This window comes from Porphyromonas macacae DSM 20710 = JCM 13914, from assembly GCF_000379945.1.
In the GTDB taxonomy this organism is placed as follows: domain Bacteria; phylum Bacteroidota; class Bacteroidia; order Bacteroidales; family Porphyromonadaceae; genus Porphyromonas; species Porphyromonas macacae.
This window is the reverse complement of the sequence record NZ_KB904124.1, coordinates 223,301-239,901: the sequence shown is the minus strand read 5'-3', so window position 1 is coordinate 239,901 and position 16,601 is coordinate 223,301. Positions and strand designations below refer to the sequence as shown.

Here is a 16,601-nt window from a genome sequence, read left to right as displayed (position 1 = left end):
ATCAATCGATGGGAACATACGCAACCTCTACGCCGGCCTTTTTCAGTAAATCCACTCCTTCGGTCAGGCGGTATTCCTCACAGTAAACGACTCTTACGATACCGCACTGAATAATCAGTTTGGCACACTCTATACAGGGAGAAGCGGTAATATAAATAGTGGCTCCACGACTGTCATTGGTCGAAGCGGCAACTTTCGTAATAGCATTGGCCTCTGCATGGAGCACATAAGGTTTGGTTACCCCATGTTCATCTTCACAAACATTTTCAAACCCTGACGGTGTTCCGTTATAGCCATCGGATATAATCATTTGATCTTTAACGATCAGGGCACCCACCTGCCGGCGTTTACAGTATGAGTTTTCGGACCATATTTGTGCCATACGCAGATAGCGCCGGTCTAAGGCCAACTGCTTTTTTTCCTTTTCTGTCATTTATTTCTAACAATCCCTATAGATTAGATATAAGCTCGGAGACAGTCGTGTTTCTAATTTCCCACAAAGTTAGTAAATGTAATGGATTAACAGCGTGCATAACAGCTATTTGAAGACTCCTTTTTACAACATTCAAACACCTGTTTTTACTTTACTCCGAAAATAACGATTGTCCTTGCCGAACAAAATTGAAAGACCTGGCCTTTTATCTTGTTCCGATATTCCATCGGCATTATCCCTTAAAGACGACTCAAAACATAAAAACAGGCTCTCTCGCACACCGCCAATCACCGCACACCAAGCGTATCAATCTACATGAAAAGAAAGGTTCTTGTCTTCAGCATCGCAAGTCAATACGTCCACTCTTCGAATAATCAAATGTTTCTTTCTGATTTTTCAAAACATTACCATTTTGATCATAATATGTTATCTCATAAGAAATCAGATAATTATTATTCGCTTTTTCGTTTTTGATAATGAAGCTTAATAAAAGAGGTGTTGAAAACTCGGATTTCTCTCTTTCAAAAGTAAAAGAGTTGCCGGTCGCCCCTATTTTCAATGCCCCCCATAACCGACAGATTTTTTTATTCGCAATTTTACTAAAGTTTATTATGACCGAACGTTGATAATTGGATGTTGTCGCTATTTCCTGTTTAAACTCTTTACTGATATCTTCCAAACTTTCATAATCAAGATGTATATATTTAGGATTTAGATATTCCCTGCCACTGGTCAAGTCTTGGATTGGCAATTCTCTTTTTTCTTTACTTTTAAGATTCGATTTATTGCTGAAATAGACAGGATTATAATACGGTTTCTCTTCCTTTGAAACGAGCAGAACGTTGGATATACGGCATGGAGAAAGAGAATTATTTGTAATTGTGAAAGTCTTTTTCTCATCATTCGGCACAATATCCACAAAAGAGCCTATTGTTTTTCCCATATTCAACTCCATGATAGCAGTGTTACGTATCTCGCGATGAGAGAAAGTAATATTTGCATATTGTGATATTTCATTGTTAAGAGCCGTGATAAACAGACTGGCATCGGACAGGCTCTCTGTGACATAGGAAACCACAAAGTGTCTCCCGTCTTCAAGAATAGATTCCGGCAGGATATTTTGATTGCCGGTCACCTCCAAATCGGCATTGATATCACTCGGATACCAAAATCGAATACGATCCAGATAACCGGGACTGTCATCATCCAATAATTTGTTCTGATACAATTTCATCTTCAATTCACAGAGCTTTAAGTCCGACAAATCCGGAGAGAGTGCATACGAGAAGCAAACCTTGGAGATTTCCTCATAATTACCGCTTCCCCCCTCGCTTAAATGAGCCGTCAGTGTCATACATGGCAAAGACGTATCACTGTCTCTCGCCAGGAAATATCTCTTCGGGAAAAGAAGAAACAAATCCGGCTGTGTTTTTGACTTGTATACAGCCACATCATGAAATGAAATACCGGGACAGTACAACTGTTCGAACTCTGAAAACTTTTCATTCAAATTAAACGGATTGGAAGTGATCCCACCGTCGATATCCCGGTACAACGTATCTTTTTTATCCCTTTTCCAAGGGTAGTTTATTGTATTCTCGACCTTTAAGATAAAAGAGCTTTTCTGCATCTCTCCTTCAGAAAAGATTTTACTCCCTATAAATTCCCTTCGAATTGCTCTTCTCTGTGGATTTTTCCGTAATATGCCTTCTCTTCTTTGAAAATGAATTTCTGATTTTGGAACGGCAATTTCCCGCAAAAAACTGGCCTTTGTCAATCCCACAAGTCTTTCATTATGCCGTTCGAGAAAAACCTCTGCCAGCAATTCTCGATTACCGGAAATTAAAATACTATTTGACACCGGCTCATATCCCTTAAACTCGAAGAAAAGACTCACACTACAATGATTCTCCGGAAAATCTGAAACCAAATTCCAAAAAGCAATTTCGACAGCATCGTCTTTCATGGGAAAAGTCAACATCTTCTTATCCTCATCGATCTGTCCACTGATACAGATCTTTTCTTTTGCGGACTTCAAATTCAGCACCGCCTCACTTAATCGAATCGTAATAGAGGTCTGATTCTGAGCTGCCCGATCAATCAGCTCATATTCAAGCGTAATACGGCCTGTATATTTTAACCGCTTTCTTTCTGCTTCCTGTACGCTTTCCCTGCTTTCGATGCTTTTGACTTTTTCATAATAAAACAACTCTTTCCCCCCATACGGCTGAATTTTAACTTCAGGAAAGACAAGTATCTTGTCTCCTTTTTTATTCTTGAAAGTGCTCTTTGGATCAATTGCACTGACATTTTCAACAACAGGATAATCGGATTCACTTTCAACAAGCAGCTTTATAATCTCCCGATTTATTACCGTTCCGCGTTCCAAAGAATCAGGCAGTTTTACTCTCACATCACCATCCAAAAGAGCCTTTTCCAAAGGAATAGATTGCACCACCGGATGCCTTCTTACGGCAAACTCATCCTCCTCTGTTTTACCCTGCCCCCGGAAATATGCAACAGAAGCTTTAGCTCTTCCCAAATTAAACCGTTCAATGGGAACAAGCTTTCCATCCATTTCTTTATATACAGTATCCATAGTATTATTTATAAAAAGATATAACAGGACAGCAAAAGACACATCATAACGTTTTTTGCAGGTTATATGATTGTACTTACTTAATTAAAATAACAGAGGGTGGACACCCCCACCCTCATTTGATTATTTCAGTTTATTCCTCTTCGGTAAACTTCCGGCGAATAGCTTGAACGGCTTCATTCTGACTTTCTGTTCCTGAAGGGATTTCAAAGATAACATCCCCCTCAAGATAGTCCAGTTTCTGCCAGCCACTATTAATGGTTACCTTCTTCAAAGCCTTATTGACCTTACCCTTACAGGTATACTTCACTTTATATTCGGTAGGTTTGACAGAGTAACCGGCTTCATACCAAACTTTATAAGGGATAATATCTCCAAAATTTTCAGAGCTGAACTTAAATGTCTTAGCGCTCATCTTATCAACCTTCAATGTCACCTCCAGAGTATCGCATTCATAAAGCTCTTCGGCAGAAAGATTATAATCGACAAATGTCAATACAGGTAATTCGATAAAGACTTTCGTACCCTTAAACACGAATTCCGCTTTTTTGTCCTTGACTTTTACTCTTTTATCCTTTTCATACATTACTTCCTGACGCACAGTCACTTCGCTGGGCGGAGTATTACGTACAAAATCAAAAACAAACAGGTTTTGATCCATAGCCGGAGAGTTCCACAATGCAGGATAGATCGCATCTACAGTCTTTCCGCTCCGTGAGGTCTTCTGAATATAAGGGGTGCCCCCCTCTGCAATCATGCGCCCCGAACTCTTCCAGATCATATTACCCTTTGAATCCGGATAACCGACTTCGATCGCCACCTGACTGACGGGGCTATCGTTCAAAATCTCATTATCCCGGTCCATCTTGACAAGGCTTCCATTAAGAGCGGTAATAATATGAACCTTAGCAAAATCTTCATCAAGACGCACCTCGGAAACGTATTGCTTCAAAGTTTCCTGATCCCCCTTATTGATAAGAGGATCCAGGTTTCCGCTAATTTTGGAATCAAGCACGCAAATACCGCTAAACTTAACTTCATCTTTAAAGTCAAGCTCCTTAATATCCGAAGCCGTTTTCAGACTCCATCCGACACAGCGTCTGGAAATAGAAACCGAGATACCCAAAAATCTAATTGTTTTCGTTCTTTTTGTGTCCGGTTCTTTTGCCGGGGTAAACTTCTTTATTTCCGGCTCAAAAATACACTTCTCGACAGCCTTAAAAGCATAATCTCTCTGTTTTTCAATCAAAGATTCTTCCAATCGCTTGCGATCTTCGGTCGAAAACTGCTCATCGGCAATAATCTCAGTTTCAATAGCCCCCGATGTGCGTAGCTTTTCGTATTCATGCTCCCAGTTAAAATCAATAAATCTCCCCGGAACAGAAAGTTTGGACGAAAAGTATTTATGCACTCTTGATGTTTTTACTACCGTACGAATAATGGTAGTAGGCATGTAGGCCTTATACTTAATGACATTTTCTATTACCAGATTATTGCCTCCGCTTTCTAAAGAAGCTTTCAAAAGGGATGCAGAGTTACGCCCCATCATGATGGAAAAAGCATTCTCTCCGAGTCCGAAAGTTTGCCCCGCACCTTTACCCTGCACATTCATAGTCCACGGATTAAGGCCGCCAAAGGGTTGCTTGTCGGGATCTTCCTCTCCGATAATGTGCATCGAAATGTTATTCTCTATCAATTGAACAGGACGAATATTGGCAAGGGTTATATCCTTATCTTTTCCCCTTAACCAAGAGAAAAGCCCCAACAAACCATTCCGGTGTGTTCCAAATTGTTTCTCTATGGTTGTCTTAAACTTTTCGATCGCCTTTAGCAATATAGGCTCGGGCACATCAATGGTACTGGTAAGAGAAGTGAAAGCACCGGCCTCTTCTTCCAACCCCTCGGCACCAATTACCGTAGACTCGTCTCCGGTACTTTTAAACACTTGCATTGAAAACTTGAAACGACCATCAGGATATTTAGCAAGCCTGGGAGCCTTTGGGTAATAATAAAACTGCATGGGCAGCCCGGCATTGCGCAATTCATTGTTCTTCGGATCAGGAGCAAACAGCAATGAGTAATCCACTCCGTCCACATCTTTTACTAAAACTTCTACGGTTCCCGCTCCATAATGCGGGTAACCCATGGGTGTTACGTTCGCCATAATACAATAGTTTTAATTAGGCCCTGTTTTACCTATTTCAACATAGAGACATGAAAGCACAGAACCCGTTAACATCCTCCAGTCTCACGAAATATTCTATTCGACACCCTTCTTTCTTCGTTTAATAAATTTATATATTTTATTTATAATATCAAACAACAGAACCAACATAAATTAATAATCAAACAGTAATACATCTATTTTTTGACTACAGAAAACCAATTACCCAAATCAACTTTAACAATAAAACCAAAAAAAGACCCTATTAAACAAATAAAACAAAACAAACATATATCATTCAAGAAAAAACAAAATGCAATCTGCAAACAGACAATCACTAAATCCAAAAAGGCAAGAAATCCTCGCCTAACAAAGGAGACGCATCAAATAAATTAGGTATCTAATCGTTTTGTAAGGCAATTGCTCTTTTGAGCGGTATGGCTCCGTATAAATTATCAATAAAGATTTAGACAACAACAAACAGATATAGTAATAACAACTCTCTATACTTGCGACAGGCAAACTAAAATGGTTATATTGGTGAAGTTTCGTAAGAAGTGCAAATAAGTCAACAGTCATGTAGAAATAAAAACGCCGAACAAAATACCGACGCATGTAGTCATCGCTACATTGTTGTTTTATTGAATAATTCACCTAACAATCATCAAGAAAATAAAAAAATAACTTCATTATGATATGTAAAGAATGCTATAGCGACCGAAATAGAATTACACCACTACTCAATCCTTCGGACTGCCTGGAAAACCACACACAATATATATGCGGCACCTGTGGTCGCTGTATCTGCATAGAGCACGACCCGAAAAGAGGATTGCAAAGATGGAATTTCCCGTTCAAATCCTTAGAAATTGCAAAGCTGTATTTGCGGACCGCAGACTACACGAACAGGAAACCATGCGGTATTTATGAAATAAAGGACGGGAAAGGAAAAAGCACGTATAAAATCTTTGCAGACGAGGAAGATTTGGAATTATACTTAAGAAGAAACAAAGGGAAGAGATGCGATGGCATGAGTCCGCTTTTCCGCATGGAAGAATATAGAGAATTTACAGATACGCAGGTGAGAAGATTGACTGCTAACGAAATAAGACAATATCTTTCGGAACGATGATTTACACAAGTTTACATGAAAATACTGAGCTTAACTCTTATAAGCTCGAATAGTTGCAATATGGTTGAAAATTCTTAGCGCAATGGATTTTCAACGAAGTTAACTTGGATTTTTTTTCTTTGCCTGAAGAATTTTCAACCATCAGGCAACGGATTTTCCGCCACCTCTGTTTTGCCTTATTTCTTTAGAGATTATTTCTTATCGCTACCTTTACCGGAATAAAAGTCCGGATTAACACTACTTTCCCGATGAAAAACTTCGAACTGGAAATTTGTGCCAACTCGGTGGACAGCTGTATAGCGGCACAAGAGGGCGGAGCCACCCGCGTAGAGCTCTGCCAGGGTATTCCCGAGGGGGGGACAACTCCCTCTGCGGGCATGATTAAAGAAGCATGCGAAACAATAGATATTCCTGTACATGTCATTATCCGACCACGTGCCGGCGACTTCTTTTACAGCGATACGGAACTGCGACAGATGGTTTATGATATCCGGGTGGCAAGGGAGTTGAAAGCCGACGGTGTTGTTTTCGGTTGTCTGACACCCGAGGGATTTTACGATAAACGGGCTAACGGCATATTGCTGGAGGCGGCCGAAGGGATGGCCGTAACTTTTCACCGGGCTTTCGATATGTGTGCCGACCCCGAAAGGATGTTGGAGGAGATTATCACTGCCGGAGGATTCAACCGTATTCTTACCAGCGGATGTGCCCCCACGGCACCGGAGGGAGCTGCTCTGATCGGGCGACTGGTGTACCGTGCTGCAGGACGCATCGGCATCATGGCAGGCAGTGGAGTAAGAGCATCCAACATAGCCGAATTGGCACGGCAAACCGGCATCAATCAGTTTCACTGCTCTTTAAGAACCGATGTGCCAAGCGCCATGCAATATCGGCGAAGCAATGTCAGCATGGGCGGCACTGTGATTATCGACGAATATGCACAACCGACCACTCACCCCGAACTTGTGCGGGAAACGGTGAACCTGCTTCGCTCTATCTGATTTTTACTGCTGACCCTCCTGCTGCACTCTGCTTTACAGAAAAACAGAGATAGAGAATTCCGGAAAACCGGAATGTTTCACAGCAGCAGAAATGCCAACGGGAAGAGTATGCCGATAAGCAGGTAGATGCCACCACGCCCCCAAAGTCCTTTTTTCCCCTTAATCATAACCAGTCCTGTGACGGTGATGATGATGAGCGAGATGGCAAAAATATCTGCAAACGTCGTCCACCACCTCCCGGGATTATAGTGCAGGCGAGTCATCCGGCCAATGACAGGGCGGCGGGTCAGTTTCTCATAGATCACTTCACGGCTTGTGAGGTTTACCGAAAGATTGGAGCCGCCTTTGAGAAACACTTTCATCGTATTTTCTTGCGGGAAATAGTGTTTCGTATAGTTTTTCTCTTCCTTAAGAGGAGTAAGCAGACGCAGCACATCTTCTTTCTTTATCTCGCTCTTCGGAGGTAACGTTTCGGTATGGTTATAGACTTTGCGCGTTATCGAATAGTTGGGGTTAATGCTGTCACGATGGTTCATGACAAACCCCGATATGGCGTATATCAACACCATACCGGAGAAGAAGAAAGATAAATCCCGATGTATGATACGCGAAAACTTGCGCACCGAGGGACCGATTTTATTGAATTTCATAACTTTTGGCTTCCAAATAGTAGAACGAGAGGTATGCCTTGCCGGTTTCAGCCTCGCGTTGAGCTATTTTTGCCCGGAAGTCGGCTATGCGAGCCTCAGGCGTATTGGCTGTTTCCTGACGGGCATTCTTTTCCGAGGCACAACCGCCTTCTTTGCCGTCGCCATGTTTTTCCGTTTGCCCGGCAGCCAATTTCGCTTCCCATTCCTGCAGATAAGCCTCATCGATACGCTGCTCTTTAAGAATACCTTTCACCTCCACCATACTGTTTGCACAGGCAGCATCGAACGAACCGAGTGAGGCAGCCTCCACACGAATGCTCTTGGTGCTGTCGCTACCTATCATAAACAGTTTGGATGCTCCGTGAGCGCAGAGATGGGTGCAAAAGCCCTGTACGGTAACTTCCTGACCTATGAGGGTTTCAGCTTGAGCAAGAAGACTGTCGACCTCCATTTTCTTTACCGCTGTTTCCGTAGCGGTATTGTCTTCCGTTTTCTTTTTCTGGTTGGATCCGCAGGACGAGAGGATCAGAGTGGCAAAAAGAGCCACGAGAAACAGTTTACTTTTCATTGTGTTGTAAATTTTGAAAAATTAAAGAATAACGTGTGTTTACATTCTATAAAGTTTATCATTTTTATTTATCAAGATACTTGAAATGTACATAAAAAATCGATATGGCATCAATAATTACACCTGAATACCGTTAGTTTATACAAGTAAAATACGAAACTCTTCTCCCCTATTTGCACTGTTTAATAATAAAAGAGGCAGGGGATAATACAAACGACGGTTTGTCATCATGCGCAAATTACTGCGTTGCTTACGACATTCGGCTTCGGTCACGTACTTCAGCATGCTCCCTTCAGCCCAAGTCTTTAACGCCTTGTACTTTACGCACTCTGACACACCTGAAAGGGACTGTGCCAAAAATGAATTTTGACACCCCCCTATCCATAAATTTTGGCAAATCTTATTTATGGCTCCGTAATGTGTGCTTGAGGATACTGTCTCGAACGGATAACGGAGGATAGCCTCCGTTCATGGCTTTTTCCCAGTTGCCATAATTCGGGTTGGGCAATACGATAAAGCGGCTGCCGATCTCGCGTTTGAATTTCCAGAGAGCATGCTTGCGTTCGGCTTCACTGTTCGAATCGAAAAGATGGCTGAAATCTCCCAGATTGTCTCCCAGGTAAATAATCACTTCATAGTCCTTAAGTACGGCAGCCCGGCGTTCATCTTTATTCGATGTGTTCGTTCTGAGTAGCAAATGGTCATTATCTGCGTATGGCAAGCCATAGCGTCGGAGATTTTTGAGTGTTCCTGAGCGATTTGCTTCATTACGGTTCGAGATATAGAAAACCTCCACTCCCCGGTCTGCTGCATGACGAAAGAAATCGACTGCTCCGCCCACCGTATCGGCATCGGCCAACTCACACCACGCATTCCATGATACCTCTTCATAATCTTTGCCGGAAAGGGCCTGGTGAACGGAGTTGGGAGAGTTGTCGAGAAATGTTTCGTCAATGTCCGTAATCACGGCCAACTTCTTAGGAGCTTCCGACCGGCTGTTCAAATCTACTGCCCGATCCAATCTTTCGGTAGCAATGTTGTAAGCCTGAAGACACAAGGCCTGATACTCTGCCGACCTCTGCATCCAGGCAGAGGTAAAGAGCTTTCCTCCGATGGTGTGATGGCTTAAAGGGGCAGATGGCATTCGTAAATCCGGTTTATTTACCGTGCAGGCGGCTAACAGCAAAACGACGGCAACGGAGAAAAAGGTTGCTGTCCTGAATTTCTTTATCATAGTATTTAGCAATTGATTTTAGTCATTGGAAAAGAGGCTATCGTTCTGCTCTTTTTCTTCTTCCATGCCATGCCGGTGAGTATGTTTCATGTAGCACGAACGGCAGAGAGGTTTATATTCGTCCAGTTCGCCCAGCATAACCTGCTGCTCGGCATCACTTAAGCGGTAACTGTAGTTTGCCAGCCGTCCGCACTCCACACAGATGGCGTGCACTTTACTCACCGAATCGGCAATGGCACAAAGTGTGGGCATGGGACCGAAGGGCCTTCGCCTAAAGTCCATATCCAACCCGGCAATAACCACTCGCATGCCCTGATCTGCCAGCTTCTGCACCACGTCTACCAACCCGTCGTCGAAAAACTGTGCCTCATCTATGCCAACGACATCGACCTCCGAACTCATTAGCAGAATATTGCCGGAGTGATTTACCGGAGTAGACTCTATAACGTTGCGGTCATGGCTTACCACCTGTTCTTCGTCATAGCGAACATCTATGGCAGGCTTAAATATTTCCACATTCATTTTGGCTATGCTGGCACGCCTGAGCCTGCGTATGAGCTCTTCTGTTTTTCCACTGAACATAGAGCCGCAAATCACTTCGATGCTGCCCCTCTTCCTCCGGGTGACAGGCAGATTGTCTTCTATTTCGTAATGTTCCATAGATTTGTATTTATTCAAAGAGAGGCATTGTGGTAATAATCCGGCTGCCGTCCGGCTGCTCTTCCATCTTCACAGCCACGGTATCTGCGGGCAAAAGATCTTCCAGCACTTCCGGCCATTCGATAAAGCAACGACATCCGCTCTCAAAATAATCCTCTGCTCCCAGATTAAGTGCATCTTCTACCTTTTCGAGCCGATAACAGTCGAAATGATAAAGCAATTCGCCCGAGGGTTCGGCCTGATACTCATTGATGATGGAGAAGGTGGGACTGTTGATGACATCCGTAACGCCCAAATGTTCGCACAGGGCTTTGATAAAAGTGGTTTTGCCCGTACCCATAGGGGCATAGAAAGCAAATATTTTATGCTCCGGAAGCTCATGACGGGCAAAAGCTGCCGCAACCTCTTGCAGACAGCCGGTATTGGGGATATGATATTGTGCCATTGATAAGTATTGACGTTGAGTTTGATATTCCGGACTATCGCGGTGTCATCGTAACGACAGGCACCAGCATCTCCTCCATGGAGATACCGCCATGCTGGAAAGTATCGCGGTAATACTGTACGTAGTAATTATAATTATTGGGATAGGCAAAAAAGTCGTCATTCTGGCAGAACACGAAACGATCCGAAATATGCGTTTTGGGCAACCCTATTTTTTCGGGCTCCTTGATTTCATAGAGTTCCCTGGGATTGTAGTTCAATGTCTTGCCGATTTTATATCTGAGGTTGGTGTTCGTATTGCGATCTCCGATAATTTTTACCGGATTCTTTACCCGTATGGTTCCATGGTCCGTAGTCAGAATAACGCGATAGCCCAACTCGGCCATCCGGCGGAAGAGGTTATACGTTGTAGAATGCTTAAACCAGCTTTGCGTCAGAGAGCGATAGGCCGCCTCGGTGCTCGCAAGCTCGCGAATCATCTTGCTTTCGGTACGGGCATGCGAGAGCATATCCACAAAATTGAGCACCATAACATTAAGAGGATATTCGGCAAACTGCTTAAAGTTGGTCAGCAGCTTTTCTCCGAAACGCGTTTCGTAGATTTTATTGTATGAAAAACGGTATTTCTTTCTGAAACGTTCCAGCTGCTTTTCAATCATCGGTGCTTCATTGAGGTTTTTACCCTCCTCGCTTTCTTCGTCCACCCATAAATCGGGAAAGAGTTTCGCTATGTCCAAAGGCATCAGTCCCGAAAAAATGGCATTGCGCGCATACTGCGTGGCTGTGGGCAGAATACTCAAATAAAGATCTTCGTCGAAAGTAAAAAACTCGTTGAGCATCTTTTTAACCGACTCCCACTGGTCTAAACGGAAGTTATCGATCAGCACGAAAAAAACTTTTTCCCCGGCATCCAGAAGAGGGAAAACCTTGTCCTTAAAGAGAGAGGGGCTCATAAGCGGCCTCTTATCGGGAGTGTTGATCCAGTTTTCATAGTTGCGTGCAATAAAGCGGCTGAACATCCGACCGGCCTCGGCCTTCTGCATTTCCAGCATTTCGCTCATGGGGTTATTGCCTTCCTCCAGCTCCAACTCCCAGAAAACGAGCCGACGGTACAGCTCTTTCCACTGGTCCAGATTCATATCCACGCCGATCTGTTCGCCCAACTCTCTGAATGCCTGTTGATACGATATGGTGGTGGTTTCGGTGATGATGCTGCTTTGGTGAAGGTTCTTCTTCACAGAAAGCAGCAATTGATGCGGATTCACCGGTTTGATCAGGTAGTCTGCAATTTTCCGCCCGATAGCCTCGTTCATCAGCTGCTCCTCCTCGCTCTTTGTAACCATGACGATGGGAACGTAAGGTTTGATTTCCTTAATTTGCTGAAGTGCCTCGAGACCGGTAAGTCCGGGCATATTTTCATCCAAAAAGATCAGATCGAAATTGTTTTCTTTAACGGCTTCAATGGCATCCGCACCGCTTAGTACGGGAGTTACGCTGTACCCTTTCTGCTCCAAAAAAAAGATATGCGGTTTGAGCAAGTCTATCTCGTCGTCTGCCCAAAGTATGTGATAAATTTTCATTTTGCTGTCGTTTGATAAGCTCAAAGATAGTTATTCTCCATCTTATTATTAAACGACTGTATCCCAACAGCTATTGCATGCGTATCTATTTTGAAGGACAAAGAAACGAACCCTTCTCTGTTTCGTAAAACATCGGGATAATATGGGTTCGATATAAACGAAATATGCTCTTTATTCCCTCTCAAATACCGATTTAACAATTGTCCATGCTGCACCGGCAATCGGAGAATAAACAATGATCAGGAGAATATAAGTAGAGCTTATATCAAACTCACGTTATTTTATGCTCTCCGGATCCTGTTTTTGCCGTTTCTTTTGGTTTTGTTATATTTGTAAAAGCAGATAGCAAACTTTAATAGCCGCGTTGTTGATTTGGGAAACTCAGCACTATAATAATTCCGAGGCTTAAAGTTTACACATTAATGGCGGGCCGTCGCCCTTCGGGGTTCGGGCGGATTACAGAGATGTGGAAACCCTCAAATCCTGTCTTTCGGAGTTTACGCAATCCACTTCGCGGCTTCTTATTTATCAATAGTAAGGATGTCCCCTAAAACGATTTTCAATCGGCTTAGGGGATTTTTTCTGAATACATAAAAAGAGGGTGTGTCACCATGCGGAAATGACCGCGTTGCTTGCGACATTCGTTTTCGGTCACATTTCAGTATACTCCTTTGAGTCTCAGTCTTAGAGTCTTGTACTTTAAGCATTCTGACGCATTGTAAAAGGGGCTGCGCCAAAAATGAATTTTGACACAGCCCCTTATCGTTGAGAAGAATTACTCTTAGAACATATACTTCAAGCCGATTTGAGCTCTCCAGCGAGAAGAGTAGTCAGCAATGCCGTACAAGCCGTTGTCGGGGTTGGCAAACTCGAATTTGCCCTTACCCTTATAGGCCAAATTGTTATAATTATAAGAGGTGGCATCGTACAGCCCCCATCCACGGTTGAAGAGATTGCCGATGTTCAGGATATCGGCATTGATCTGGAAGGTATGACGCTGACCGCCTACGTTGATAAAGAAATCCTGTGCAATGTGCAGGTCGAAGTGATGGTGGAATTTTGCCTGCAGTGCATTACGCTCTGCAAAACTGCCACGATTCTTGGAGAGGTATTTATCCCCTTCGATAAAGTTCTCCAAATTACGGCGCTGCTCTTCAGCTGTCACTTCTTTGCCTTTACGTTTATCAAAGAATTTATTGAACTGCATCTTGGCCAATTCGGCTTTTGTCGGTATCCAGATAAGGTCATTGCCATACTGCCCGTCGCCGTTGATATCGCCGTTATAAACGAGGCTGTACCGGTCTCCGCTCTGTCCGTTGTAAAGCAGACTGATGGTTGTAGCAAAGTGCTTCAGATACTCTACGCGATAGGTCAGAGATGCTACGATACGGTGTGTGATATCGAAGTCGGAGAACGAAAGCTCGGGGCTGATGTCTCCGCCATATACCTCGTTGTATTTCCAGTTAGAACTTGCCTGACTGCTTGTTCCGTCGTTGATTCCTTTGGATTGCCCGTAAGTATAGGCAACCATGGCATTCAATCCGAAATCGAAATCTTTTTCCAGTTTGGATGTAAAGTTGAAAGTGTATCCTTTGCTGGTGTTGGTGAGATAGATAAGACCGGCATTATACTGCTTGGCATCAGGGCGAAGGTCATAGAGAGGGCGATGATCTGCAATACCCGGGATATCCAAATATTGACCGGTTGCCCTACGTGCCAGATCTTTGTAGGCGACATTATTCATCGTCTTGGAATAAAGGCTTTCAATCGTAGCTTTAATACCACCGGGCAGAACAGCATCGAAAGCCAAATTGCCACGTAATACCTGAGGATATTTGAAATTTTTATCCACGACATCGATCTCTGTCGGTATCACACCTTTCGGCACATACTGTTTGTCCGGATCCGGGCTGTAACGGAAATCATTCGGGAAGTTTCTGTTAATCCGGGTACGACTGTATTCCACACCGGAGTTAGAGAAACTGTTCGATATCCAAACAAAAGGAATGCGTCCGGTGAAAATACCCAGACCGCCGCGCAGGAGGCTCTTGCTGTCTTCATCTAATTTGTAGCGGAAGCCGATACGCGGAGAAAACAGCGGTTTGCTCTTAGGCAATACATCCGTGGCTACATCGTATTCTTTAGCAATAGCAGATTTATTAAAGTCCGGATTTGCAGTAGGTTTGTCAAAGAATACCGGCATATCCACACGTAAACCGTATGTCAAACGAAGCAAATCATTTGCACGCCATTCGTCCTGCAGATACAAACCAAACTGTGCCGCACTGAAAGCCGGAGCCCATCTTTTGCTACCTGTTACATCCTCACGAGAGAAAGAATAGTTGTAATCTTTAGGCATGGCTTCATCCTGAGTACCGATAGAGAGGAAATCATCCAGACTCCTATAAACATACGAACCGAAGTTTTCGCGAATGAAAAGATTTTTCATGTGGAAGAACTCATTATGCGTTCCCAACACGATCGTATGATTACCGGCAATAAAAGTGAGGTTATCCGTCAAAGAATAGATATCCTGATCCAAAGCATTGGCCGTAGAATAACGCTCCGTACCGAACTCTATGCTGCGGGTATCGTCTCCTGTTTTGGTCAGCTCGATTTTGGTATAAGGCACACGCGGGCCGCTGAAATCGCGGTGATCGCGTACACGGGTATAACTCAAACGCAGTTCGTTCTGAACTTTGTCGGAAAAACGAGAGTTCAATTCGCCAACAATCGAGTGAGTTTTATTTACCATGGTATAACCGTTATCATTAAAACGGAGAGCATTACGGTATTTTCCGAAATTCAGTTTGTTTGCATCCAAATAGCTGTAACGCAGGGTCATGTTGTGTGCATCGCTGACATTCCAGTCGATACGTGCCAAAACTTTCTTGGATTCGGTGGGGATGTTAATCATACCATAGCCGCCGCCATTGTAGCCATTGAAAAGCGATTTGATTTTCGCCTCGACAGCATCTGCCTCTTCTTTCGTTATCAGAGAGCCTTCGCCCACGTTGAAAGAGGTGGGGTAAGACTCTTTTACCGACTCGAAGTTTCCGAAGAAGAAAAGTTTGTTTTTAACGATAGGACCACCGAATGTAACACCGTAGGTCTTGCTGTATTGGTCGGAGAGTTTTTTGCGGTTTTCGATATCCTTACCAGGCGTGGTACCGGCAAAATTCTCGTCGTTATAATAGCCGTAAACAGAACCGCTGAACTTGTTTGTACCGGATTTGGTGATGGCATTCACACCACCGCCGGTAAAACCGCTCTGACGAACATCGAACGGAGCGATAACAACCTGTACTTCCTGAATAGCATCCAGAGAGATGGGGTTGGCACCTGTCTGTCCTCCGTTCGTACCGCTACCGGACAAACCGAACACGTCATTGTTTACCGTACCATCGATCTGGAAGCTGTTGTAACGGTTGTTAGAACCGGCAAAGCTGGTACCGCTGCCGGCTGAAACGGCCTGAGGAGTCAGGCGCGCTACATCGAAGATACTGCGGCTGATAGATGGTGTGCTTTGGATAACCTTGGCATTGAAGTTGCTTGCCGCCCCCGTTTTCTGGGCATTGAAGCGAGAGCCTTGCTGAGCAGTAACCACTACGGCTTCAAGCATCGTGGAACTTTCGCCCAATACAAAGTCAAACTCCGAGGTTTCACCTAAGTTCAGCATAATATTTTTCAGTTCTTTGGTTTCATAGCCGATGTAAGAGATCGTCAACTCATAAGGACCTCCGGGGCGCATACCCAGCAAACTGTAATTACCGTTGACATTCGTAATAGCACCGTACACCGTGCCCGAAGGCATATGTTTCGCCTTTACAGAGGCGCCGATAAGGGCTTCATGATTGTTGTCTGTAATACGTCCGCTCATAGCTGAGGTGGTTACCTGAGCAGAAAGATGCCCGTTAAACCCGCACAACATCACAAGCATCATGAAAAAATAAAGTAGATTTTTTTTCATAAATGTTGAATTTTTGTCTGTTTATATTAGTTGGAATTAAATTATACTGTTCAATAAATGAAGGTAAAAGTAATGTCTATTTGTTTCGTTTTTGTTACCGAATGGACTAAAGTTCTTGTAAGAGATTTATTTTCACTAATCACAAAGGTAATGAATTCCATTCTAT

Annotated in this window: 12 protein-coding genes; 2 read left to right on the top strand and 10 right to left on the bottom strand. The window is 43.6% G+C overall.

Annotated features, from left to right (window positions below; genetic code table 11):
• Position 1: 1 nt before the first annotated feature.
• From A3GI_RS0101145 to A3GI_RS0101135, 3 genes are all read right to left on the bottom strand, one after another.
• On the bottom strand, positions 2–433 hold the full coding sequence (locus A3GI_RS0101145) for a dCMP deaminase family protein (protein ID WP_018359642.1): 432 nt from the start codon (positions 431–433) through the stop codon (positions 2–4).
• Positions 434–770: 337 nt separating this feature from the next.
• Positions 771–3,032: a hypothetical protein gene (locus A3GI_RS0101140; protein WP_018359641.1), complete on the bottom strand. Its 2,262-nt coding sequence runs from the start codon at positions 3,030–3,032 to the stop codon at positions 771–773.
• 133 nt (positions 3,033–3,165) lie between these two features.
• A complete protein-coding gene (locus A3GI_RS0101135) occupies positions 3,166–5,196 on the bottom strand; it encodes a hypothetical protein (protein WP_018359640.1) in 2,031 nt (676 codons plus the stop codon).
• A 691-nt stretch (positions 5,197–5,887) separates the two neighbouring features.
• Between A3GI_RS0101135 and A3GI_RS0101130 the strand changes: the two genes are divergently transcribed.
• Positions 5,888–6,328, top strand: coding sequence for a hypothetical protein (locus A3GI_RS0101130; protein ID WP_238319937.1), 441 nt, complete (start codon positions 5,888–5,890; stop codon positions 6,326–6,328).
• A gap of 248 nt (positions 6,329–6,576) precedes the next feature.
• A complete protein-coding gene (locus tag A3GI_RS0101125) occupies positions 6,577–7,329 on the top strand; it encodes a copper homeostasis protein CutC (RefSeq protein WP_018359638.1) in 753 nt (250 codons plus the stop codon).
• 77 nt (positions 7,330–7,406) lie between these two features.
• On the opposite strand, the gene A3GI_RS0101120 is transcribed toward A3GI_RS0101125, so the two are convergent.
• The 7 genes from A3GI_RS0101120 to A3GI_RS0101090 all read right to left on the bottom strand — a co-directional run bounded on the left by A3GI_RS0101120 (position 7,407) and on the right by A3GI_RS0101090 (position 16,435).
• On the bottom strand, positions 7,407–7,979 hold the full coding sequence (locus A3GI_RS0101120) for a PepSY-associated TM helix domain-containing protein (protein ID WP_018359637.1): 573 nt from the start codon (positions 7,977–7,979) through the stop codon (positions 7,407–7,409).
• Positions 7,966–8,547: a hypothetical protein gene (locus tag A3GI_RS0101115; protein WP_018359636.1), complete on the bottom strand. Its 582-nt coding sequence runs from the start codon at positions 8,545–8,547 to the stop codon at positions 7,966–7,968. The genes A3GI_RS0101120 and A3GI_RS0101115 overlap by 14 nt, the downstream gene beginning before the upstream one ends.
• A 400-nt stretch (positions 8,548–8,947) precedes the next feature.
• Entirely contained in the window at positions 8,948–9,781 is an 834-nt protein-coding gene (locus A3GI_RS0101110) for a 5'-nucleotidase, lipoprotein e(P4) family (protein WP_018359635.1), read from the bottom strand.
• Between the two features lie 18 nt (positions 9,782–9,799).
• Positions 9,800–10,441, bottom strand: coding sequence for a thymidine kinase (locus A3GI_RS0101105; protein ID WP_018359634.1), 642 nt, complete (start codon positions 10,439–10,441; stop codon positions 9,800–9,802).
• 10 nt (positions 10,442–10,451) lie between these two features.
• A complete protein-coding gene (gene tsaE, locus A3GI_RS0101100; protein ID WP_018359633.1) occupies positions 10,452–10,886 on the bottom strand; it encodes a tRNA (adenosine(37)-N6)-threonylcarbamoyltransferase complex ATPase subunit type 1 TsaE in 435 nt (144 codons plus the stop codon).
• Between the two features lie 34 nt (positions 10,887–10,920).
• Complete coding sequence (gene porX / locus A3GI_RS0101095) at positions 10,921–12,465, bottom strand: T9SS response regulator signal transducer PorX (protein WP_018359632.1); 1,545 nt, start codon at positions 12,463–12,465, stop codon at positions 10,921–10,923.
• A gap of 781 nt (positions 12,466–13,246) precedes the next feature.
• Positions 13,247–16,435: a TonB-dependent receptor gene (locus A3GI_RS0101090; RefSeq protein WP_018359631.1), complete on the bottom strand. Its 3,189-nt coding sequence runs from the start codon at positions 16,433–16,435 to the stop codon at positions 13,247–13,249.
• Between the last annotated feature and the right edge of the window lie 166 nt (positions 16,436–16,601).

Excerpts from the sequence above, each read along its gene's own strand:
- A3GI_RS0101145 (WP_018359642.1), bottom strand. The coding sequence starts at position 433 with ATGACAGAAAAGGAAAAAAAGCAGTTGGCCTTAGACCGGCGCTATCTG.
- A3GI_RS0101140 (WP_018359641.1), bottom strand. The coding sequence starts at position 3,032 with ATGGATACTGTATATAAAGAAATGGATGGAAAGCTTGTTCCCATTGAA.
- A3GI_RS0101135 (WP_018359640.1), bottom strand. The coding sequence starts at position 5,196 with ATGGCGAACGTAACACCCATGGGTTACCCGCATTATGGAGCGGGAACC.
- A3GI_RS0101130 (WP_238319937.1), top strand. The coding sequence starts at position 5,888 with ATGATATGTAAAGAATGCTATAGCGACCGAAATAGAATTACACCACTA.
- A3GI_RS0101125 (WP_018359638.1), top strand. The coding sequence starts at position 6,577 with ATGAAAAACTTCGAACTGGAAATTTGTGCCAACTCGGTGGACAGCTGT.
- A3GI_RS0101120 (WP_018359637.1), bottom strand. The coding sequence starts at position 7,979 with ATGAAATTCAATAAAATCGGTCCCTCGGTGCGCAAGTTTTCGCGTATC.
- A3GI_RS0101115 (WP_018359636.1), bottom strand. The coding sequence starts at position 8,547 with ATGAAAAGTAAACTGTTTCTCGTGGCTCTTTTTGCCACTCTGATCCTC.
- A3GI_RS0101110 (WP_018359635.1), bottom strand. The coding sequence starts at position 9,781 with ATGATAAAGAAATTCAGGACAGCAACCTTTTTCTCCGTTGCCGTCGTT.
- A3GI_RS0101105 (WP_018359634.1), bottom strand. The coding sequence starts at position 10,441 with ATGGAACATTACGAAATAGAAGACAATCTGCCTGTCACCCGGAGGAAG.
- tsaE (WP_018359633.1), bottom strand. The coding sequence starts at position 10,886 with ATGGCACAATATCATATCCCCAATACCGGCTGTCTGCAAGAGGTTGCG.
- porX (WP_018359632.1), bottom strand. The coding sequence starts at position 12,465 with ATGAAAATTTATCACATACTTTGGGCAGACGACGAGATAGACTTGCTC.
- A3GI_RS0101090 (WP_018359631.1), bottom strand. The coding sequence starts at position 16,435 with ATGAAAAAAAATCTACTTTATTTTTTCATGATGCTTGTGATGTTGTGC.